Origin of the sequence: Paludisphaera borealis, assembly GCF_001956985.1 — a bacterium.
GTDB lineage: Bacteria > Planctomycetota > Planctomycetia > Isosphaerales > Isosphaeraceae > Paludisphaera > Paludisphaera borealis.
The window spans coordinates 7,217,002-7,239,328 of record NZ_CP019082.1 but is presented as its reverse complement, the minus strand read 5'-3'; the positions used below and the strand labels follow the sequence as shown (position 1 = coordinate 7,239,328).

The window sequence follows — 22,327 nt, the reverse complement described above, 5'->3', positions numbered from 1 at the left end:
CGCATCCGGCGTCGGCCGTCGGGACGATCCACTCGCTGGCGCTTCGAGCTTGTATCTCAACGCGAGCTGACGAGGCTTGAGCCCAGGGTGCTCTCGACGCGGTCGGCCGGTACTCGCGTTCTCCAGGGAGCGGCGGACGACCAGCCCACCGCGACGGCCGCCGCGGCCAGGGCCAGTCCTGGAGGGCCGCCGGCCAGGGCCGCGAGCGCCAGGCAGGCGGCGATCATCAGGCTTTGGGCGCCCGCCAGGCGAGCCGTCGTCAGTCCGGTCACGCCCAACCCGAGCAGCAGGACCAGAAGCAGCATCGACCGCGCTCGGTCGGCGCTCGATCCCGCGTACCACGTCGGCCCGTCGACGACGACCTCGACCTGGACCGGCGGCTCTTGGAGTCCCGGCATTGAGCCGATCAGGAACGTCGGCTTGCCGAGCTTCCGGATCCGGTCGACGCCGGTCGGTTCGGGGACGCCGAGGGTTTGCGCCCCCGCCCCCTTGTCGGAGAGTCCCAGGTAGACCCGGGCCGACTCGATCTGCTCGTCCAGCCCCGCCGAGCGGACGGCCTCGACCACAGCGGCTCGCGACGACTTGACGACCTCAAGCTCGCGCGCGGCCCGGTCGCGCCGCGCGCGGTCCGCGCCTCGCCTCGACACGGCTTGCAACGCGTGCTCGACGGTTCGAATCGCCAGTTCATGGTTGATCAGGAGCGAGGTCAGACGTTCCCGGTCGCGGCCCGAGCCGCGATCCATCTCGGCCAGGAATTCGGTGATCCGCTGGGCGATTTGATCGGATCGCTCCTGCTCCACGCGTTCCGACCCCACGATCTCCAGGCCGCTGAGCGCGGGTTTGAGGACGCGTTCGGGAGGCAGATGGACGCCGACCAGAGTCGACGCCCGTCCCGTCCCGGCGCGCGGCAGGCCAAGCGACCGTGATCGAGCAGGATCAGCGGCGGGGCCTTCGTTCCAAACGACGGTCACGCACTGGGTGGTCTGTTCCTCGAGCGGGATCATCCATCTTCCGCCTTCGGCGAGCAACGGCTCCACGGCCGTCCCCTCGACGGTCGCCCAGGTCGGGACGCCCTCGGCGGGGAGGTCGACGGTGAGGAACTGGCCGGTGCGCGGCTCGGTCTGGTACGAGGCCCGGCCGAGGAGCGACCCGTCCGGCGACAGGACGTAGATGACTTCCGCCGTCTTCACGCGGGCGGAGTCGTCGTCCGCGACGCGGGACGCCTCGGCGCGGCGCGGCGCCTGCACCTTGAGCCACCAGTTCGCGCGCTCGACGTGGAAGCCGCGCGTCGTAATCCCCGCGGCGGCGCCGAACTCCTCGGCCTGAAAGCGGCTCGTGTAGGCGATCGACTGAAGGCCGGCCGATCCCGCGATCGTCAGCGGCGACGCCGTCGCGAAGACGAGGCCGAGCCAGGCGTCGGCGGCTCCCTGGCCCCGCGGCGTGACCTCGGGGAATTTGACCTCTTGCTCCGAGGCGATCGGCACGCTCGATCGCAAGACCAGTCGCTGCGACCCCCAGATGGGGCGTTCCGGCGTGATGAGCCAGAACGTCGACTGGTCGCGCAATACGGTGGTGAGCTGATGATCCTGACCCGCGAGTTGAAGCTGCGCCTTGGCCGCCCAGATCGCCGGGATTTCGAGATGAATTGCGTCGAGCGAGCCGCCGGCGACGTCGTAGCGGAGGATCGCGATCCACTCGGCGGAATCGGGATGGATCGTCATCTGGCTCAGCACCGAGACGTTGACGCGCGGGGGCGGGGGCGACCATCGCAACTCGGCGGCCTTCGTCGGGTCGTCGATCCGGTAAACCTGGCGCGACCCTGGTCCGCCCGCCTCCGCCGGCCCCGACGACAGCAGGACCACCCCACCGGGGGTGGCCGGCAGCTCGGCGGGTGCCTTCGAGACCACGATCAGCGAGCCGGGCGCGGTTGAAGCGCCGGGCAGGACGATCCAGGGCAGCGGAGTCCGGAACTGCTGAGGCTTGGCCTTCGCGTCCAGCTCCGTGACGGGAATCCAGCCCTTGATCTTGATCTTGATCGCGCGCCGAGACATCAGCTCGACGTGGTCGAAGCGAACCTGCAACGGCCGGCCGGCCGGCCGGCTCCAGTCGGTCATGCCCTCGGACTCGACGCCGAGCACGATCAGGGGCTCGGGAATCTGAAACGCCAGATGATCGAGCAAGCCCGAGATCTCGGTCAGCTCGGCCTCGATCTGGCAGTCGATCCGGCCCGAGTCGAGCCGAAGCTGGACCGACGGCTTCATCTTGAGTCGCAGCGGCGTCGGTCCGGTCCGAAATTCGACGGCGTCGCGCGCGTTGAACCGCACGGTCCCGGCGAAAGTGAGCGCGTCGTCGGGGAGGGTTCCCCAGGCCCGCACGAAGCTCTCGTCGCTGAGCGGCTCGGCGCCCTTGATCGGTTCGAGCCGTCCCGTCCAGTGCCCCGGCCTGCGGACCGCCAGCAAGCCGGAGTCCCGATCGACGCCCAGCGGCTCCATCTTCGGGAAGCGCCGCGTGATCGCCCCGGAAGGGTCGACCGGTTCCCCCGGTCGGCTCGCCGTCGTCGCTTGCAACGGACGCCAGAAGTCGAGGACCACCGTGGTCCGATCCTGGATCGGCGGATCGACCCGCGCGATCCACTCGGGATTTTGCGGCGTCCCCCCCCATGAGGAATCGACGAGTCCCGGGACCTGGATCTCGCGAGGGATCAGGCCCGGCTCCATGGCGATCCGGATCGTGGACGTCCGCCGTCGCGGCCGGTAGGTCAACCGCGCGCGAACCCTCTCGCCGGCGGGATCGAGATCCCAGAGGACGATGCTCTCGACGCTCGCGCTGGGCTGGTCGAGGACCGGTTCTGCCGAGGTCCAGGAGATCTCGATGCGATCGACGGGGCCGAGGTTCGCGTGGATCGTCTGATCGCCCTTCGCCACCACTTTGCCCCGGGCGCCCAGGTGCTGGACGGGGCGGAAGCCGGGGGGCTGGTCGAGGATCAATCGGGCCAGGGGCGACGGGTTGATCTTGAGGTCGAGCACTTCCATCGCGCCGTCGAGGGCCGGGACGGTGGTGCGCCGCAGTTGCAGCCGGACGGTGCGGCTGCCGGCGACCGTCACCACGCCGCGCTCGCCCCCGGGCGCGATGAGCACCGGGGCGCTCTGGTCGTCGACGGTCGCCTCGATGTCGCGCGCGCCGGAGACGGGGAAATCAAAGGCGACGGACCCGGGGCCGAGCTTCAGGGTGTAATCGCTGACGACCGCGACCTCACGATCCTTCGATCGTTTGGCGTGATGTTCGGCCGACAGGATCGCGAGTTCCGAGCCCGCTGCGGCGGGCGGCGGCTCGGCGATCCGCGCCAGCCGCTGGTAGTCTTCCTGCCGGACCACGATCCGCCCCGGCGGGATCGAGCGATCGTAGACGCCGTCGTAGGGGATCAGGGCGATGATCGGCTTTTCGACGTCGAGCACGGCGAGGGCCGGCGGGATCGCCAGGCACGCCGCCGTCGCCGCCAGGAGGGTCGCGACCCGCGCGCCGGTTCTTTTCAGAAACGGCGTGCGACCGTGGTTCGATCGCAATCCGGCTCTCGCGCCGCCGAGCGTCGTCCGCAAGAGCCGGCCGAGCCGGATCAGCAGCAGGCCGAGCGCCCCGAGGAACAGCCCGGCGCTCAGCGGCGCCGGCGCGACGCGGGTCCGGTCGTGCACGACCACCGCCGCCGTCATCAGCAACATCGGCACGATCAGGCCGCGGCGAGGCGATCGCCCTCCCTTCAGGCCGACGAGCACGATCAGGACGGCGGTCAGCCAGCCCGGCACGATCCGCGACGTCCTGTCGATCGTCTGGACGTGAGAGTCTTGACCTGGCCAGCCGGACGACGACAACCGCCAGGTCGACCACCCCGGAAGCTGCCGTTCGCGGCGGGCCGCGGTCGGATCGCTCGAAGACGCCTCGCCCCTCCAGCGCGCCGCCGATTGGAATCGGTCGGTCCGGTCGGCTCCCCAGAACAGGGCCTCGGCGACCGCGTCCCGCCACGTCGTCGCCGCGTCGGCCAGCCCGGCCTCGCGCCGCGACGTGACCACCAGCGTGTCGTCGACGAGCACCAAGGCCAGGCCGTTCTGCCGCAGGGTTCGCAGCGAGACCGACGAACCCGAGGGATCGCGCTGGGCCGGCTGACAGGGCGTGCGCGGGCCGTACCCTTCCGCAACGAGCGACAGCCGGTCGATCACCACCGGGAAGGAGCCGGAGTCCCACCGGGTGAACCATTCCGAGAAGGTCAGCTCCCGCGAGGCCGCATTCGTGAGCTGCTCGTCGAGCGCGCGGAGGCCCTCCTCGCCGAGGACGGGCGTCGGCCGTCTGCCGGGCCATCGCGGCCTGGGGAACCCCAGCGATCCGAATGGCCAACCGACCGCCTCGTCCATCGTGTTCATGACGAAGCCTTGGCCCGCTCGATCGATTTCCCAGTCGGCGGGCAGGACCAACTCCCAGCCGAAGGAGAGGCAGGGGAGCCCGAAGTCGGGAACGGCGGGGCGAATGGCTCGACGATCGAAGGATCGTCCGACGTTCACGTAATAATCCAGCTCGATCGTTCGCGTCTTCTCGTTGCGGGCGCGCGGCGGCGGGATCGAGAGGTTCCCCTGATCGAGGGTGGGGGCGACGTCGAGACCGTCGAGGCGGACGCGCGCCAGCTCGGCGTCGGCTGGGAGCTTCAGCGGGATCGCGTCGAGCTGATCGGCGCCGACGACCAGCCGGAGCCGGTTCAGCCAGCGTCCCTGGGGGTATACGAGCGTCGTCAAACGGGCGTCGTGGACGACGCCGCGGATCATCGCCGGCGTGAGTTCTTCGGTTGCGAGATCGAGCGTGCAGCCCGGTTTCCAGTATGTGAGGGCGTGGGCCGTCCAGTACGGGCTCGACGGCGACGACGTCGAAGGGGACGCGACGGCCGTAGTCGATGGGCCGGGGCCCGGCGCGAGTCGGCCCGCCAGCGACGCTTCGATCCGGCTCAGTTCTTTGGTCACGACCTTCGACCGCATCCGGTGCGGGATCTCGACCACGACGACCCCGCGCGGGGCGAACGCGTTCGGCAGGCACGGCAGCGGGACCCGGCCCTGGCCGGTCCACGGCGTCTCGGCCCGGAAGTCGACGGCGGTCCGGCCCGACGTCGGGCGGGTCGCGGCCAGCTCCAGGGCGACGCCCGAACGGGGCAGGCCGAGCTTTCGACGCGCGGATTCGGAAAGCGGCGTCGTCGCGATCTTCCGCCCGGTCGCCGGGTCGGAGAAGGTCCACGACAAGGCGGCGTTCGGCGACAGATCGATCCAGATCGGCAGGCTCTCCAGGCCCTCGCGACCGCCGGTCACGGTGATCCGGCCGCTGACGGCGAGGCGTCGGCCTTGATCCTCGATCCGGGCCTTCACATGGATCCAGCCCTGCCGCTCCTGCTCGACCCGTTGCCGGTCGATCATCGCCTCCGCCGCGTCGGCCGTCCACCGCCATCCGAGCGCCGGCCTGAGGTCCGACGGCGGAGTCATCGACGGGGGAAGCAGCCCCTTGACCTGCGCGGGGTCGATCCAGGCTAGACCGCTCGTCGAGATCGGCGTCAGGAGCGTCGGCTCGTCCACGAGCGCGACCCAGGCTTCGTCGGCGATCGTCCCCTTGACCAGGCGGACGCGCGGCAGCGCCAGGGGTCCCCGTCCCGGCGCCACGGTCGCCCCCGCGCTCAGGGTCAGCGATCTCCCCTCGGCCGACGCGTCGGCGGGGGGCGCGAGGACGCGGAGCAGGATGCTCCCGTCGGGACGGACGGTCTGGTGCCAGGAGACGGCGTCGTCGACCCCGCTCACCTGGACGCGGTCGAGAATCCAGTTGGGGGGGAGTTCGACGTCGTACTCCGAGGCCGATCCGCCCGAGCCCAGGCCGTCGAACTCGCATTCGAGCCGCGTCGACGACTGGCGCACGAACAGCCGTCCGCGAACGACGTACGGGGTCTCCGTCCCGGCGCCGCGAAACGTCAGATCGGCGACGGGACCGGGGGCGAACGACTCGAACACGAGCTGGGCGGCCGATTGGGGGTCGGCCGACGACGGCGGGATGCGCCGGCCGTCGCGCTCGCGGCACGCGCGGACCGTGTGGAATTCATCGAGCGTGATGCTCGTCGCGCCGCCGGTCCAGACCGCCGGGGGCAGCGGCCGGATCGAGGGGACGGTCCACGTGCCTTCGACGGGTGCTCGTACGTGGGCCTGAAACTCGACCGTCGAGACCGTCTGAGAGTTTCCCGCTAGCGTCACTGTCACGCGCGACGCGCCCTGTTCGGTTCGCGGATCGAGATGGAACTCGCGCACGTTCGGGCCGACCACGCCGAGCAGTTCGAGCTCTGGCGCCAGTTCGGCCGAGAACTCGCGGGTCTCGCTGGAGTCGGTCTGAACCGACCAGGCGGTGGTGAAATTGACGGTTCGGGCCTCTTTCCCGCCCCCCGCGCCCAGGTCGATGCGAGTCGGGCCCCCGACCCAGACGTGGGGCTGGTTCGACTCGTCTTTCTTCTCTTCCAGATCGACCAGGCGCAGCTCGCACTCCGCCGGACGGCCGTGGAATCGCCAGAGTTCGCGGTCGGTCCCCGGTCCGGCGACCGGTCCCTCGCGACGACCCGAGGGGCCCGACGGCGCCCAGCCCTTGGGCGCATCGAGCGTCAGCGAGGAGGTCTCGTCGCCCGGCAACGCCAGCGCGAAGAGTCGGCCGCGCGAATCCGGTCGCGCGCGCAGCTCCCATTCGAGCGTGATCGTGGTTTCACTCGTCGCATCGGTCGACTTCGGCGGTTCGAGCCAGAGGGCCGTCTTCCCCGAACTCAACGCCCCGATGGTCGCCCCGGACTTGACGTCGGCGAGGAGCGCCGGCGACCACGGTTCAAGCGGCAGCATCGCCGAACCTTGCGAGGCGTTCGCAATCACAAGCTCCGACCGACCGTTGAGCAGGCCCGCGCTGAACCGCGCCGAGTGCCGGGCGCGGACCAGTCGAGGCTGGCCCGAATCGCTTCGACGCACTCGCTCCTCGGCCGTCTTCACCAGCGCATCGAACTCGCGCGGGGTCATCAGCCGGAGCGGCGTGTCGGCGGGGAAGAAATTGGCGACCCGCTTCGATGGGATCGGCACGCGGACGACCTCGGGGAGGGCGTCCGCGGAACGCGCCGCGGCGGTCAGGACGATCGTCCCCAGGCCGACGAGCAGCAGCCGAGAAACCGCGATGAATCGAGCAGGGGCCATGAGCGGGCCTTGAGCCAGGGGTTGAGCGAACGTCGGCGGCCGATCCCGATCCGTCGGGTCGCGCTACGGGTTTGCGGGATTTCCGCTCAATGGGGACGACCGGGACGTTTCCAGCTCCGGCTCGGGGGTCGGCGGCAACGACAGGTAGTCCATGGTCGACGACACGCGGACGCGGACGGCCGTCGAATCGTCAGACCCGACCCCCATCGCCGACCGTTGCGACGAGTCGTAGCCCACGCCGCTGCCGGACGAAATCCCGGGCCGAACCGCGGGAGGAACGTCGCCGTCGCGTCGGAGCATCCGATGGATCACATACCCGAAGAAGGTCAGCAGGAAGCCGCAGCACGCCGACTGGAGAAACAGCGCGATCGTGCTGGGGTGGAGGAACATCGCCGACAGCAGGCCGGCGACCGTCGCGAACCCCCAGACCCAGCGCTCGCCCACTCGCGGGAAGGTCGTCGCGAAGCCCAGAGCCAGGACCAGGCCCGAGCACACGACGATGATCCAGGCCCGCGCGACGACCCAGGCGTTCAGGGCCGAGGGAGGTCCGGCGCGGCCGAACAAGTAGCCGTGGGAGTCGTCGCGGTCGGCGAAGATCTCGTCGATCGCATTGGCGTTCACCGCCGCCGTCGACTCCGAAACCCAGGCGATCAGCTTGTCGATCGTCGCAATCGGCCGGCGCTTCCAGACGTAGAGGTCCCAGTACCATCGATTCTCATCCGCCCAGCCGCCGGGAAGGCCGACCAGGGCGGTGTTCCAGGGGATCTGCACGAGCCAGTAGGATTGCAGGACGTCGGCGCCGTCGAGCAGCTTCGGAGGTTCCCAGGGCTTACGGACCGCCTTCGCGGCGTACTGATACTCGACCTCGACGACGACCGGCCGGCCAGCGGATTCGGGCGGGAGGCTGAACCGGTAGCTCAAGCCGTCGTCGTCGGCCTCGATCTCCTCGACGGTCCGGCCGTCCACCCGCGCCCGAATCCACCGCGCGCCCTCGGGAAGCGCCAGGGCGAGCGATGTGGGATGCGCGTCGAGGGCGTACCAGGCGTGAATTCGCAGGTCGTCGTCGAAGCCCAGGGTGGCGGCGACCAGCGCGCGCGAAACGATCAGGCGGGGCAGCGAGACCGATTCGACCAGCTCGGCCGAAATCTTCAGCCCGGTGGGGGCGGCCGCGCCGGGGATCAGTCGGCACCGAAGATTGCCGGCCGTCTCAGGGCGATCGGGATCGTCGTCTTCCGCTCGCGTCCAGGAGGGGTCGTTCATCGCCAGCTTGACGTTCGGGTCGGACGTCAGATTGAACGCGCAGCCGCCGGCGGTTCCTTCCTCGATCTGGATCCAGGGGATCTGGATCGGGGTCGGGGCGGCGGGATCGAGGCTTCGGCCCAGGGGGAGGCGGTAGAGAAAAACCAGGGTCGAGGCGTCCACGATCGGCCGGTCGAAGGTCAGTCGAAACCGCCGCGCGCCGTCCTTGGTCGCGCCCAGATCCTGGCGCGGGACCGCCTCCTTCTTGATGGAGGCCTCCCAGCGACTTGATACGTTTGCGGGGACTCGCACGGTCAGCGATCGAATCACGCCGTAGCGGACCTGGACGGCCGATTCCTGGCTGACGACGACTTCGCGGCGGGCGACGCTCGCCGACACCCGGTTCTCGTGCGTGATCGCCAGCGGATGGCGCTGAAGCCGCACCTTCAAAACGCTGGGATTGCGATTGCTCCGGAGTCGCAGGCTCGAGGGAGGCGAGCCGCCGCCGAAGACGTTGGAGATACGCGCTTCAAGCTTTCCGTCCGGCGTCGAAGGGTCGCGCAGGACGTCGTTGAAGAGCGTCTCGTCGAGCGTTTCGATCGTCAGGTCGCGGCCCGTGTAGAGCGAGAACGTGGCGGAAGTCGAGACCGCCCCGCGCGGGGTGAAGAGGCCCAGCCGGGCTTCGCCGGAATTGGGGGCTTCCTGGCGGCCGACCAGCTTGAGGCTCAGCGATTTCTGGTCCCGGCCGAGCGCCGTGAGCCGTAGCTTCAAGATGCGCTCGGCCTGCGCCGGGGAGGCGCCGGCGCCGTGCTCCTGGGCCAGCGGCGTGGTCGATTCGATCAGCTCGACGGGGCTCGTGACGACGTCCTTGAGTTCGGGGGCGAGGCCGATCTCGATCTCGAACAGCTTCCCTCGCACCCGCTGGACGTCGATCGTCGTCTCGTTGCGAACCTGATCGGCGTCGAGGGTCAACTTCGTGGTGGAATCGGCGCGGAACAGCGGCGGCGCGTCCTCGACCCCTAGCTCCAGGCGGAACGGCTGATCGAGAAAGTGCAACGCGATGCTCGTCCCGGGCTGGGCCAGGAGGGCCGTGGGAAGGTCCCGCGGGTCGATCCGCCGCAGGCCCTGGGAGTTCACCAGGTTGACCCACAGGTTCGGGCTCTGGGCGATCCCGATCATGCCCGACTGTTCGCTGGCGTTGGTCAGGGGGTATCCCGAGAAGATCAGCGTCTTGCCGGTCCCCGTCGAGAGTGGGCGACGGGTCTCCAGCACGAGCGGTCGCGAGTCGCCCGGCCGCATCGGCTCGCTCAGATGGATCGACAGGAGGTTGCCCCCCTTCGATTGCTCGATGCCGGAGGCGGGGAACTGGTCGTTGAGCTGGAGCCGGGAGACGACTTCCTCGTCTTCGAGCCGGATCTGGAGGTTGTGGCAGATTCCTCGGACGCAGCGGATCACCCATTTCGAGCGCGTGGTGACCGCCTCCGAGTCGACGTCGACGGCCATCTCCACGCGCGCCGAGAGCAACGGCGCGACCCGCGAACTCGCCCCGCCCTCCTCGCTCCAGCCGATCGTCAGGAGCGACCGCGGCTTGGTGCGGGCGAACAGGCTCACGCCTTTGCCGCCGGGCAACGGCTTCTGACCGATGGTCTCGCCTGTGCCGAGGTCGGCGTCGAACACGGCTTGCGGCAGGGTCAGCGAGAACGAGGTGGATGGGGCTTCGGGGATCGCCAGCACCAGGCTTCTCCGCTCGGCGTCGATTCGGACGGGCTTCAGCAGCTCGATCCGGATCTGGTGCTCGCCTTCGCCCTCAAGCCGCGCCTCCCACTGCTTCTGGTTCTGGGGCCACGGGCGGAGTTCGAGTTCTTTCTTGCCCTCCGTGGCGGATAGCACCACCTGGTCGTCGAGGCGGATCGGCACCCAGATCGGTCCGGCGATGAGCACCGTGAAATGGATCGAGATCACGACATGCGCGCGAGCGCCCTCGACGGTCCCCTCCAGCTTGACCGAGTTGACCACATACTCGCGGTCGCGGGTTGGCGGCGGGGCGTCGGACGGACCCGGCTTCGCCGATCCTGGGGCGGCCTTCTTGATCAGGATGTAAGGCCCGGCGAGCTTCTTCCAGAACTCGCCGATGTCCGCGACGTCGTCGAGGATGATGATTTGCTCGGGCCAGAGCCGGGGCGTTCGCCCGTCGTCAGGCCGTGCGTCGTCGACGACGGCCGGGGCAGGAGAGGGCGACGGCGCGGAGGCCGGAGGCGCGGCCGGATCGGGAGGCCCTTGAAACGGATCGGACCGAGCTTCTCCGATCGCTCCGAGCAACGCCCAGAACGCGGTGAGAAGCCAGACGCGCCCATTCAAGTTGCCGGACCATCTCGAAATGCTCAACGCACCAGCACTCGTCAGTCGAACAGCCCTGGCGAAAGGGCCGAGACCCGCATTCCCGGAACGGAACAACGGGAAGAATTTTCGCCGGTCGCCCATTTGACTCATTCTCTGAAATATACCACGCCGCTCTCGAAGTTTCCAGGAATCGAGTCGGGCGGCAGACCTCAGCGGACCCCGGGGCGGAGGCTGTTCGCCGACGCCTGTCCCTACAAACCATCATGAGACCGAGTGTCCCGACGGCGTCATGATGGTTTGTAGAGGATTGCGTCGAATTCGGCCGAGGGTTCGTTTACATCGGCGGTTTGCGCTTGGGGTCCAGTTTGAGGGTTCCTGCTTCGACGAGATGGTTCCAGGCGGCGAAGCCGGGCTCGGGGTGGTCGGCGTCGTACGGAATCGTGGTGCGGCCGGTCAGCGTCCTGAGGTTGTCGAACGCCAGCTCGCGAACGCCGAGCGCCTCGTTGCGAGGAGAGAGGTCGTCGACCAGCGCGCGGAGCGTCGAGGTCTTGGCGGCCTCCTCGTCGCCGAACCCGACGAGCAGTCTTTCGAGCTTGGCTCCGTCGGCCGGTCCGAAGTCGGCTTCGAGCTGATCCCAGGCCCGCTGGGCCGACGGCCCGCCGAGGGAAGCTTGCTCACGGATCGCGGCGATCGCGGCGCGGCGCGCGATGGGATCGCCGGGTCGGTCGAGGATCGGGGTCAAGAGCGAGAGGTCGCCGAGCGCCCGGAGGGCCGCGATCGCCAGCGTCTTGATCTCGGCGTTCTCGTTCTCGGTCGCCGAGACGAGGTCGGCCAGCACCGGCCGGTCGATCGAGAACTCCTTGCGGAAGCGGGTCCGCAGCTCGGTCGCTTCCGGCGAGCGTTCGGGTTCGATCGCCCATCCGGGCGGCTTGGCGGCGGCGGGGCGATTGAAATGGCCGCTGGCGGTGGCGAGGATCGTCCCCGGGCCCGACAGCTTCTCCTTGGCCTTGTCCATGCTCAGGGAAATCTCTCCATTCGCCGCATGGACGCCCAGAACGGCGGCCCCCGCCGTCGGTTGGCCGTAGGTCCAGCGGTTCATGAGCTCGAACCCGATCGCGGCGTTGGCGGGTTGTTCCAGATTGACCGTCCGACCGGCGAACATGCAGTGCAAGGCGGCCGGCGACGAGGAGGGCTCGACCGCCACGCGGCCGTGGACGATCCCGACCACCGGCTCCTCGGTTGGGTCCTTCTGCAAGAGCTGGAACTCCGTGTCTCCCTGGACGTCGAGCGCCGACTTGCCCGTCGCCACGACCGCCCGGAACGGGGCGAGGACCAGCAGGCGGTCCGACGTATGAATCGCCGCGCCCTCGGCGAGCCGTTCCCATTCGCGCTTGTCGATGTTGTAACGCAGCAGTATCCCCTCGATCTTCGAGGCGACGCCGACCGCGCCTTCGGGGATCTTGCGAGTCTCAAGGGGCTCGCCTTTCGGGGCGACGACGCTGGGGACCGCGGGTTTCGCGGCGTCGGCGGTCGCGTCGCCGGGCGTCGTCGCGGCGTCGGTTTTGGGAGCTTCCGGCTTCTCGGCGACGTTCTCGACGTCGGCGACGGCATCGGCGGGATGGGCGTTTTCGGCCGACGCGGTCTCGGGCTCGGTCTCTGGCGTCGCGTCGGCCTTGGCCAGTGCCGGCGCGGCGTGGGTGGGCCTCATTCTCAGTTGAAGCTCTCCCGGGTCTTGGGTCACGGCGGCCTCCGGTTGCAGGCTCTCGTACGCCGACCAGCACAGCAGGCTGATCAGCCCCAGGCAGGCCGCCAGGGGGCCGAACCGCTCCAGCGAGCGCCGCCGCGGGGGAGGCGCGACGACCCAGGGAGGGATGGGTTTGGTGACCGATTCCGGCTCGACCGGCGCGCCGTTGGAAGGAGGCGCCGGCTGCGCCTCCCTTCCCTTGACGAGCTGGTACATCCGCGCCTTGGCTTCGGCGGGCACCTGGACCTTCTGGCCCAGCAGGCTGAGGATCTGGTGGACGCTCGCCGCTTCCGCGAGGTTGACGTCCGAGGTCAGGCATTTCTTCTCGTACTCGGCGACCTTCTCGGGCTCAAGGTCGTTGTCGAGGTAGCTCGCCACCAGGTTGGGGTCGGTGGCGTCCGCGCCGTTCTTGCTCGGGACCGTCAACCGACGTTGTCGCGTCACCCGATGAATCCGCTGCACGAGTTCCTGGGCCAGCGGGCTGTCGGCGACCTGCTTGCCGATCTCGCGCACCTGGACCGGCGGCAGCGTGTCGTCGAGCCACGCCAGAAGCGTTCTCAGTGTCAGTCGCATCGCCTTGTCGTCTCCCCCGAGGCCGAGGATGCGGTGCCCGCCGGATCAGCCGGGACTTTTGAAGCCGCGCTCCGCGTTTATTCTATGTGTGGGGGCCGGCGGGCGAATCCGTGCGAGATTTTCGAGATTTCGGCGACGGCCGGCCTCGCTGACGTCACAACGCGACGTTCGCTGTACCACGATTCGCGCGGGCGTGGATGCGATAGAGGCGGAACCAGGGGTCGTGTTCGGCGATCCCGTAGAGCGGTTCGAAGACCTCCGGGTGGGCGTCGGCCCAATGCCGCTCGATGGGGAAATTCTCGGTGTCGGCGACGTTGTGCGGCCCCTCGCCGGGATTGGCTCGGGTGACCACCAGAAGCTGAATCCGGTCGGCTTCCAGGTTCGCCAGCCACGCCTCATAGTCGCCGCCGATCCGGTCCCAGCCGGGCCGAGACGAGGGCCACAGGCCCTGGCCTTGCTGACGACTCTGACGATGGTAGTCGTGCATCTGCCAGTCGGGGTGTCCGTCGATGTTCACGTATCGGACGTCGTTGCGCAAGCCGGAGCCCATCAGGTAGTACGGGATGTTGGTGCCCGCGTAGGCGACCCGCGAGCCGTCGGGCCCCGATCGCGCGTCGAGCTGCATCCAGCCGGCGTAGAAGTCGAGAAAGGCCGGGAAGAACAGCCTGCGAGAATCGGAGCCCACCATCGCGATTTCCGCGTAACCGACCGCTCCGACCACGGCCAGCGAACCCACGATCGACGCCCCGGCCCAGGCCGAGGCCCGGCCGTCTCGCCACGGCTTCGAGCACGCCAGGGCGATCACGAGAGCCGCCGCCGCCGAGACGATCAGTTCCGCCGGAGCCACGATTTCCGAGAGCGCGAAGCGAGACGCCGCAAGCCGTTGCAGGCGAGGGCCGAGTTGGATCATCGCGCCCATCCCGTTGGGAATCTTGGGGCTCAGGTCCCAGGGGATGTCCGACTCGCCGCTGGCGAGCGGCCAGGTTTGCGGCGTGAGCAGGTGGACCAGGAGGAGCACGACCGTGGCTCGCGTCAGCCAGCGGCGACCGTCCAGCAGCCGGGCGAGCGGAACGACCGCCATCCCCAATCCCGGCAGCATGAACCGCTGTTGCGTGCGGTAGGGGATGCACAGCCAGTAGAGCGCGACGTTCAACACGGCCGCGGCGCTGAAGGCCCAGACCCAGCCGATACGGCCCTTGGAACGGCCGCCGATCGCCCAGAAGCCCACGATCGACGCCAGCCAGAGCGGAACCAAACGGGGATCGAGCACGGCGACGATGTTGTCGATCATCGCCCGCCAGTCGCCCATCGGGATGTAGTAAACGCTGTTTCGCATGGCGTCCGGCCCGTACCAGCCGCTCAGCAACACGACGTCGCCGATCTGAAGATGGAGCGGATAGAGCGGATTGCCGGTCAACAGCCAGTTCCGACCGTACCAGAAGCCCGAAGTCGTCAGGGCCGACGCGAGGATCAGGGCGGACAGGAGGATCGTCGACCGCAACGACCGGGTCCGCCGCGCGACGATCCAGACGGCCGCGACCAGCAGAGGGGGGACGAACACCACGCCGATCGACTTGGTCCCGAACGCTTCGCCGGCCGCCAGCCCCCCGAGCGCCAACGCCGTCGTCCCATCCCGCCCCAGGCCGAACCGCAGAAAGAAGTACGCGGCCGTCAGGTAGCCGGCGATGAAGATCGTGTCGACGTTGGCTTCGAACGTGAAGAGGATCAGTGGCGAGCACGTCGCGAACAGGGCCGACGCCACGATCGACGCCTTCCGGCCGGCACCCAGCTCGCGAGCGCAGCCGTACGCCGCGAGAGCCGCGAGGAGCAGAAAAGGCGCCTGACCGATCCGCGCCAGACGGTCGCCGCCCCAGCCCGTCATCAGCCACGTGAACCAGAGTTCGCCGTTGGCCGGAAAATACGTCGCGGCGCTCTCGCCAAACGGCGAGGCCACTAGAAACAGCCGCCCCGCCTTCCACCACCGCGCGGCGAAGTACAGGTGATAGATCGGCCCGTCGCTGATGACCTTGACCGGGAAAATCAACGAACTCAAGCCGAGCGCCAGCGACGCCCAGACGGCCGCCGCGACGGCGAGCACCCCTTCCCAGCCCCAGCCGGTCGGTTCCTCGTCGGGCTCGATCGCGGGAGACGGGCCGCGAGACCGCCGGCACGCCAGGCCGGCAGCGAGGCCGAGGACCGTCCACGTCAGCAGCCAGCCGACCTGGATCAGGCCGAGAGTTCCCAGGAATTGCATCCCGAGCGTCGACCAGACCCAGGCGACGACGCTCGCGGCGACGACCTGCGTCAGCCGGCCTTGCTGCCGCAATCCGTACACGGCGACCCACCAGGCGGCCGGCGCCAGCAGTCCATTGAGAAGCAAGCAAGGCCACCCGGTCATCGCGTCTCGATCGTTCGTGAGGTTAATTCCAGGGTGGCACCGGTTCGTACTCGGCCCCGTGGACGCGGGCTGAGCCTTGCCCCACGATACCAACTCGCGGCGGCCCGGACCATCTCGGCGGCGGCTCCTAAAACGAGCCCGAAGCGCTAGCGAGTGCATTCCCAGTCGGCCGTTCAATCCATGCACTCGCTGGCGCTTCGGGCTCGTACCGGGATGGGGTTGCTGCTATGATCCCGGCGCGAGGGGACCAAGGCGTGTCGAGCCCAACTCGACGCGCGCACGGAAGGAGTCGCGAGAATGCTGGGAACGACGCTGTCGGCGGGGGACTACCTGTCGCGGGTTTGTCAGGAGATCGGGCGGCTCGACGTCGGCTCGGTGGTCAACGTCAGCGACGTGATCGAGCGCGCTTACGACGCTGGCAAGTTCGTCTTCATCATCGGCAACGGCGGGTCGGGCGCCAACGCGTCCCACCTCTGCGAAGACCTCGCCAAGTGCACGCTCCGCGACTTCGAGAACCAGAAGCGGCTCAAGGTCCTCAGCCTGACCGACAACACGGCGGGCATCATGGCCTGGGCCAATGACGAAGGCTACGACCGCATTTTCGTCGAGCAACTGAAGAATCTGGCCTCGCCCGGCGACGTCCTGCTGGCGATCTCCGGCTCGGGCAACAGCCCGAACATCCTCAAGGCCGTCGAGTGGGCCGAGGCCGAGGGCCTTGAGACCGTCGGCTTCACCGGGTTCTCCGGCGGCAAGCTCCAGAAGCTGGCCCGGCACAACCTTCACGTCGGCATCGACGACATGGGCATCGTCGAATCGTTGCACCAGGTGGTCTTCCACTGGCTGATCGACGACCTCAACCGACGGTTCGCGGCCAAGGCCGTCTCCCGCAAAGGCCCGAACGCGAGCTGACGATCATGAACGGCCCCTGGCTCTTAGGTATCGAGATCGGCGGCACCAAGCTTCAAGTCGGGCTCGGCCGCCGACAGGGCGCGATCGAAGCTCTGGAACGACGGGTCGTCGACCCCGCGCGCGGGGCCGAAGGCGTCCGCGAACAGATCCGCGACGCCTCCGAGGCCCTGTTCGCCGCTTATTCGCTCACCCCGGCCGACGTCCGGGGCGTCGGGGTCGGCTTCGGCGGGCCGGTCGATGCGGAGCGAGGACGCACCCAGGCCTCGTTTCAGATCGACGGCTGGACCGATTATCCGCTCGCCGACTGGGTTCGACGGAACCTCGGGGTCGACGCCGTCTCGGTTCACAACGACGCCGACACGGCCGGGCTCGCCGAAGCCCGCCTCGGCGCGGGCGTCGGACGCTCGCCGATTCTCTACCTGACGCTCGGCAGCGGCGTCGGCGGGGCCTTGATCATCGACGGCCGCATCTACCGCGGCGCAGGGCTCGGCGCGGCGGAAATCGGCCATCTCAACGTGCCCGGCCCGGACGGCGCCTTTCCCGAACTGGAGCAAGTCGCCTCCGGCTGGGGGATCGCCCGCGCCGCGAGGGCCAAGGCGGGCGAAGTCGTCGCCACGGGCGGCGGCTGGGACGTCCTCGATGCCGCCGACGGCGACGTTGATCGGATCACGACCGTCATGGTCGCCCAGGCCGCCGAGCGGGGCGACGCGCGAAGTCTGGCCCTGCTTGATCAGGCCCGTCGCGCCCTGGCCTTCGCGCTATGTCAGGCCGTCACCCTGGTCGCCCCCCAGCGGATCATCCTCGGCGGCGGCGTCTCGCTGATCGGCGAACGCCTCTGGTTCGACCCCCTCCGCCGGCTGGTCGACGCCCAGGTCTTCCCCCCGTTCCGAGGGGCTTTCGACATCGTCCCCGCCGCTCTCGGCGAGGAAGTCGTCGTCCACGGCGCCCTCGAACTCGCCCGCGACGCGGTCGGATGACCTCCGGGAACCTACTCCAGAATCGAACTACATGATTTTGCGACTTGCGGACGGGCGTGTATACTGTTGAGTATACTGGCTGTGAGGCCATCTTGCGCCCGTTCTTCCGAATCGCGACGCTTCCCTCGCGGGGGGGCGATCACAACCTGGAGTCGCCGCCTTTCGTGGTGGTGGTGGTCATGGAAACTCTTACCGTTCGGATTTCGCGATTGAGCCACTCCTTGCTGCGCGAACTCGCTGGTGAAACGGATGAGACGATGGTCGAGGTGCTCGACAAGGCGGTGCGGGCTTACAGGAACGCGACCCTCCTGGCCGGCCTCGACGCAGATTATCGGGCGCTTCGAGACGATCCCGCGGCCTGGGCGGAGGAGCTTCGGGAACGCGAATCCTGGGACGGCACGGTGGGTGATGGTTTGAACGACTGACTCGTGCCTCGCGCGACCCTTGACCTTGGAGGCCCAACGCGATGGCGGCGTCCCCTGGTGAGATCTTTCGCGGCGACCTCTGGTATGCGGATCTGAATCCGGTGCGAGGGCATGAGCAAGGCGGCGCCCGGCCCGTGCTGATCGTCTCGGTTGACTCTTTTCATCAAGGTCGGAGCGGCTTGGTCTGGGTGCTCCCGATCACCTCGGTGGAGAAAAAGATCCGCTCGCGCATCGCTCTGTCGGTAGGCGAGGGGGGCCTGTCGCTTCCGAGCTTCGTCATCTGCGAGGCGATCCGCTCCATCTCCATCGATCGATTGGACCGCCGACTGGGGACGGCTTCGACCGAAACCCTCGCGAAGGTCGAAAACTGGGTGAAGACCCTCCTGGGAATTTGAGAAAGCAAGGCGAGTCGTCACAGCCCGACGTCGGAACGCCAGGCGGCCAGCAGATCGCGCGTCTCGGCCCAGAGGCTCGGCGCGACGTCGCAGGGGCCTGAGTTCTTGACCTGGTCGAGGGCTTCCTCGGGAGTCAGTTGAAGGGCCAGCGACAGGGCCGCCGCCACGATGCAAGGCGATCGGCTCATTCCGGCTCCGCAGCAGACCAGCGTCGGAATTCCGAGTCCGATCAATTGCGCGACGGTGCGAACGGCCAGGATCAGAGACTCGCTCGGGTTGCCGGCTCCGTCGGAGAGCGGAATGCGGAGGAAGACGAGGTCGCGGGGAGGCTGGATCGCCGGCTCTTCGATCGCGAGCTGAACCACAGCCTGAACGTCGGACTCATGAAGCTCGGGGAAGTTCCGCCCGTCGCCATCGTGACCGATCCAGACCGAGTGGGGCGGCACCCGTCTCATACTCGACTTTCCGGGAGTGTCGAGGAACGAAGAAAGCCATCGCCCCCGCGGATTCGAGCGGGGGCGACGGCTTGATCGGAGTCGAACACGGCGTGGGAATCAGTTGGATTCGGCGGTCGGCGGTACGAGGGCCAGGCGGTTCACGATGTCGGCCGCGTCGCGGGCGCGGCGGGCGTCGGAGTATTTCGCCAGTGGCGCCGATTTGCTCTGGTCGGTGTAGACGCCGACGACTGTAAAGAGGCCGTAACACTCGCCCGTCTCGGCTCTCAAAAAGAGACCGGACCGGATCAGCGACACCAAATTGTGTTGCCAGAGTTGGGTTTCAGCCAGTTTCGCAGTCATGGCGAGTCCTCGATTCGTATAGATAAGCCCCTGTCACGACACCACCACCAGACGTCCACAGTTCCTCAGTCTTTCTCTTCGTCTTCGCCGGCTCCTCGCTTCGATGATTCCTCGACGGCTTCCGTGCGGAGATCGGCGGACCCGTGATTCCACCACTTCCTTCGACTTCGTCTCTCAACCATCTCTATCTGGTAGACGAATGTCGCGCCCGATGAGTTCGCGGTTTTTCTCTGAACCAGGCTGAGCACCTTCATCACTCTGCTAGATAAATGTAGCCCAATTACGGCCCAAGCAAAGTCCCCCAGGCTCGTTTCCTCAGAATCTCCCGAAGTCTGAACTTTGACCAGAGCAAAATCAGGACCGTTTCCATGGAGACTCAAGAAGTTGATCGGCCGCCTCCTCGGAGCGCCCGTCAGGAACGAACCTCGGACCGGTTTCCGTCCTCTCCCCGCCGCGCGGCGTCGTCGCCGGTCGTCGCATCTTACTTGAAGATTATCACGATCTTACGAGAACCGACTCGCCCCCGCGAGGTGGCTCGCGGTCGAGAGGCCGATTCCGTCGACCCCAACGACGGCTTGCGGCTTCATCCCGCCGTCCTTCTCGACGGACCACCGCGATGGAACCGACGACCTTGCAAGAAGAACAGGCAATCTTTGCCCAGAATCTGTACGGGGTTGAAGATTTTCGTGTCGCCTGTTGAATCTTGATTCAACAGGCTGCGGAGTCTGGCGAGGCGATTGACCTCGCTCTACGTCGGGGTTCGGGTTACAAGAAAGCTTGCGCCTCTTCTGGCAGCGTCGTCGCCATCGTCGAGCAAGGAAGCTCCATGACCCCCAAGCGTGCCCTGGCCCTCCTGATCGTCGTCTCGACCATGATCCGGCTCGCCGCCGCGGCGTTCCTGGGACTGGGGAACGACGAAGCTTACCACTTCCTCTACGCCCTGCATCCCGCGCCCAGCTATTACGACCACCCGCCGATGGTCGCATGGGTCGAGATGTTTGGATTGTTTGGAATGGGCGACGTCTCCTCGAAGCTGGCGTTGCGCCTGGGGTTCGTGCTGCTGTTCGCGGGGTCGACCTGGCTGATGGGACGGATCGCCGGGCGGTGGTTCGGGGCCTGGGCGGGATTCTACGCGGCTCTCGCCTTGAACCTGACCGGCTATTACGGCCTGGCCGCCTCGACGTTCGCCTTGCCGGACGGTCCGCTGCTGTTCTTCTGGCTGTTGACGATCGACCGGCTGAGCCTGGCGATCGACGAGCCGAGGCGGCTGGGCCTCTGGGCCTGCGTCGGCCTGGCGTGGGGCGGCGCGATGCTTAGCAAGTACCACGCGGTCTTCCTGCCTGCCGGGACGGTTCTCTTCCTGCTCCTCCGCCCGACGCAACGGCGACGGCTGATCGAGCCCGGGCCGTACCTGGCGATCGCGATTGGGCTGGCGATCTTCAGTCCGGTGATCGTCTGGAACGCATCCAACGGCTGGGCTTCGTTCGCGTTTCAGGGGAAGAGGGCGGTCGTCGGCCCGGCCTTTCGCCTCGACTACCTCCTGGGCGCCCTGGGAGCCCAGGCGGCCTATTTCTTCCCCTGGATCTGGCTTCCCCTGATCGCGATCGGCTGGCGACTGGCCCGGCGCTGGAACGAGCTGAAGACGGAACATGAGCGGCTGGCCCTTTGCCTTTGCGCCCTGCCGCTGGGCGTGTTCACGGCGGTTGCCTGCTTCCGGCCGGTCTTGCCGCACTGGGGGCTTGTGGGGCTCGTCTCGCTGTTCCCGATCCTCGGCCGCAACCTGGCGAATCAGAGCCTCGCACTGCCTTCACGGACCTGTCGCAAGCTGAACGCCGCGGCGTGCTTCTCGCTGGTTCTGCTGGCGGTCGCGGTCTCCGAGTATCGCTTCGGCTGGCTCCAGCGCGGAGAAGCCGGCGGTTTCGGCGTGCTCACGAGGCGGACCGACCCCACCATCGACTCGTACGGCTGGGACCAGATCGCCGACCGGCTCGACCGGCTCGGGATTCTCGACGACCCGCGCGCGTTTATCTTCACGCGGAACTGGTACATGAGCGCTCAGATCGCGCACGCCACGGCGATGAAGCGGCCCGTGGTCTGCTACAACCTCGACGACCCCAGAGGGTTCGCCTTCTGGAGCGAGCCCGAGCAGTGGGTCGGGCGCGACGGCGTCCTGGTGATGATCAACGACGACTACACGCCGCTCAGCTTCTACGACCAGTGGTTCGAGAGCTGCAAGCCCCTCGGCGACTTCTGGGTCGAACGATCGGGCAAGCCCGTGCGGCGCGTCCGGATTCTCCGGTTCACGAACCAGCTCGCGGCGCTGCCCTACCAGTTCACCCCCTCCCAGGCCGCCGAGCGGGCGGCGTTGCGTTCACAGCCCTCCGAGCCCGCGCCCGCCCCGCGCGCCGCGATCGATTCCGGGCCGCGCGACCGCGTCGCGCGTTGAGTCGACCCGAGCCGTGGCACCCGCGTGATTGGGTTCGTTCGCGCCGATTCCACCCCCGCGCGGCGTCGAACCGCGCCCCGAGGCAGCCCCCAAGACCCGGGCGCGATTGGCTTCGTTCGACCTGGAACGATCCTCCCGCTGGACGCTCCACGCCTGTCTCCGGGGCGTTGGCGCGGGCTCGCGATTGGGTTCGTTCGCGCCTCGGCGAATCCATTATTGTGAGTTGTAACTCATTGTTAAATAGAATGTTAGGGAATGAGGGCGGATTGGCTTCGTTCGCGCCGAAAGCTCGGTTTCGGACCCCGGCCGTCGGTCGTCGCTCGCCCAGCCGTGGTCCCCGGCTGGTCCTGGGTGATTGGGTTCGTTCGCGCGGGTTTGCCATGAAAATTCCGGTCTGTGGTTTGCCGTAGGGGCGCCCCTTGTGGGTGCCCGATCGCCGAGCGTGAGCGGTCGGCGTGAAACGAACCGGGCACCCACAAGGGGTGCCCCTACCGGACCCGGTCGACCGCAAGCCCCCATTTTCATCAGGATGGGTGCGCCCTTGAGGGCATGACTGATTGCTCTGAAAATAGCTTGTGGGACCGGCTGCGGGACGATCGAGGAGTGAAATACAAGCCCGAAGCGCAAGCGAGTAAATTCCTCGACCGGGGGGCCGAGTCAGCAAACGCAAAACAATGCACTCGCTGGCGCTTCGGGCTCGTATTCGGAGGCCGCCCGCGCGACTCCTCGGCACTCCCATTTTCATGAGGTCGGGTGTTCCCCAGGCATCATGACGATTCGTCCGCGCGGGTTTTCAAGATCGACCGAGGCGCGCCCACGCCTGCTACTGCAACCGAATTTCCAACGAGCGCG

At 68.0% G+C, this 22,327-nt stretch carries 11 protein-coding genes; 5 read left to right on the top strand and 6 right to left on the bottom strand.

The features are described from left to right. Nucleotides 1-56 precede the first annotated feature (56 nt). From BSF38_RS27970 to BSF38_RS27955, 4 genes are all read right to left on the bottom strand, one after another. Nucleotides 57-7,232: a hypothetical protein gene (locus BSF38_RS27970; protein ID WP_076350303.1), complete on the bottom strand. Its 7,176-nt coding sequence runs from the start codon at nucleotides 7,230-7,232 to the stop codon at nucleotides 57-59. Nucleotides 7,233-7,295: 63 nt separating this feature from the next. Further along, nucleotides 7,296-10,856 (bottom strand): hypothetical protein, encoded by a 3,561-nt coding sequence (locus tag BSF38_RS27965; RefSeq protein ID WP_076350302.1) that lies wholly within the window; start codon nucleotides 10,854-10,856, stop codon nucleotides 7,296-7,298. Between the two features lie 289 nt (nucleotides 10,857-11,145). Further along, the gene (locus BSF38_RS27960; RefSeq protein ID WP_076350301.1) at nucleotides 11,146-13,128 is read right to left on the bottom strand and encodes a hypothetical protein; all 1,983 of its coding nucleotides are present in this window, start codon (nucleotides 13,126-13,128) and stop codon (nucleotides 11,146-11,148) included. A gap of 154 nt (nucleotides 13,129-13,282) precedes the next feature. Next, a complete protein-coding gene (locus BSF38_RS27955; RefSeq protein ID WP_076350300.1) occupies nucleotides 13,283-15,526 on the bottom strand; it encodes an ArnT family glycosyltransferase in 2,244 nt (747 codons plus the stop codon). Between the two features lie 297 nt (nucleotides 15,527-15,823). On the opposite strand from BSF38_RS27955, the gene BSF38_RS27950 reads away from it, so the two are divergent. The 4 genes from BSF38_RS27950 (at nucleotide 15,824) to BSF38_RS27935 (ending at nucleotide 18,232) form a co-directional block, all read left to right on the top strand. Further along, the gene (locus BSF38_RS27950) at nucleotides 15,824-16,435 is read left to right on the top strand and encodes an SIS domain-containing protein (RefSeq protein WP_076350299.1); all 612 of its coding nucleotides are present in this window, start codon (nucleotides 15,824-15,826) and stop codon (nucleotides 16,433-16,435) included. Between the two features lie 5 nt (nucleotides 16,436-16,440). Next, nucleotides 16,441-17,412 (top strand): ROK family protein, encoded by a 972-nt coding sequence (locus BSF38_RS27945; protein ID WP_076350298.1) that lies wholly within the window; start codon nucleotides 16,441-16,443, stop codon nucleotides 17,410-17,412. Between the two features lie 164 nt (nucleotides 17,413-17,576). Further along, the gene (locus BSF38_RS27940; protein ID WP_237170652.1) at nucleotides 17,577-17,837 is read left to right on the top strand and encodes a toxin-antitoxin system protein; all 261 of its coding nucleotides are present in this window, start codon (nucleotides 17,577-17,579) and stop codon (nucleotides 17,835-17,837) included. Nucleotides 17,838-17,878: 41 nt separating this feature from the next. After that, a complete protein-coding gene (locus BSF38_RS27935) occupies nucleotides 17,879-18,232 on the top strand; it encodes a type II toxin-antitoxin system PemK/MazF family toxin (protein WP_076350297.1) in 354 nt (117 codons plus the stop codon). 17 nt (nucleotides 18,233-18,249) lie between these two features. Here BSF38_RS27935 and BSF38_RS27930 read toward each other — a convergent pair whose 3' ends face one another. Both BSF38_RS27930 and BSF38_RS27925 read right to left on the bottom strand, forming a co-directional pair. Next, nucleotides 18,250-18,687 (bottom strand): protein-tyrosine phosphatase family protein, encoded by a 438-nt coding sequence (locus BSF38_RS27930; RefSeq protein ID WP_076350296.1) that lies wholly within the window; start codon nucleotides 18,685-18,687, stop codon nucleotides 18,250-18,252. A gap of 99 nt (nucleotides 18,688-18,786) precedes the next feature. Beyond that, nucleotides 18,787-19,029 (bottom strand): hypothetical protein, encoded by a 243-nt coding sequence (locus tag BSF38_RS27925; protein WP_076350295.1) that lies wholly within the window; start codon nucleotides 19,027-19,029, stop codon nucleotides 18,787-18,789. Nucleotides 19,030-19,855: 826 nt separating this feature from the next. On the opposite strand from BSF38_RS27925, the gene BSF38_RS27920 reads away from it, so the two are divergent. Further along, entirely contained in the window at nucleotides 19,856-21,475 is a 1,620-nt protein-coding gene (locus tag BSF38_RS27920; protein ID WP_076350294.1) for an ArnT family glycosyltransferase, read from the top strand. Nucleotides 21,476-22,327: the final 852 nt, after the last annotated feature.